Origin of the sequence: Clostridium sp. ATCC 25772 (assembly GCF_001573875.1) — a bacterium.
GTDB classification, from domain to species: Bacteria; Bacillota; Clostridia; order Clostridiales; family Clostridiaceae; genus Clostridium_J; species Clostridium_J senegalense.
Genome location: NZ_LFRG01000226.1, coordinates 1 through 512, shown reverse-complemented (window position 1 = coordinate 512; position 512 = coordinate 1). Strand labels below are relative to the sequence as shown.

The following is a 512-nucleotide window of genomic DNA, read 5'->3' as shown; positions in this document are numbered from 1 at the left end:
TTAACACCGAAATCAAAACATTCTTGTAAAGTTTCATCACTTGGGAAGAATTTCTTCTTAAGTGTTTCAACAGGCATCTTGAATCCCATATTTTTAACAAGTAGTTCAGCCATAGTTATACCTTCACCACTCCATCCATAAGATCCGAATACTCCAGCAAATTTACCTTGGTTAGCCATAGGGTCTATTAATGAGAACGCATCCCACATAGGTTTAACCATAGTTCTGTTTATTGTTGGAGAACCAAATAATATTCCTTTAGACATTACCATAACATCATGAAGTTCTGCTAAATCCATATTTTCTATGTCATATAAAGTAGCGTCTTCACCTGTTGATTTTATACCTTCGTATATTTTTTCAGCCATTACTTTTGTATTAGTATAAGCTGATAAGTATAATACAGCTACTTGGTCTTGGTTAGTTGTATTAACAGTTTCAGTTGACCATTCTACATATCTTTTAACTTGAGCCATAGGGTCTTTACTTAATATAGGACCGTGAGAAGTTAA

1 protein-coding gene is annotated in these 512 nt (G+C 33.6%); it reads right to left on the bottom strand.

Annotation, left to right across the window (positions count from 1 at the left end):
* Positions 1 to 512, bottom strand: a 512-nt coding sequence (locus AZI32_RS17710; RefSeq protein ID WP_162266762.1) for a flavodoxin domain-containing protein, incomplete at both ends; no start/stop codon positions are given.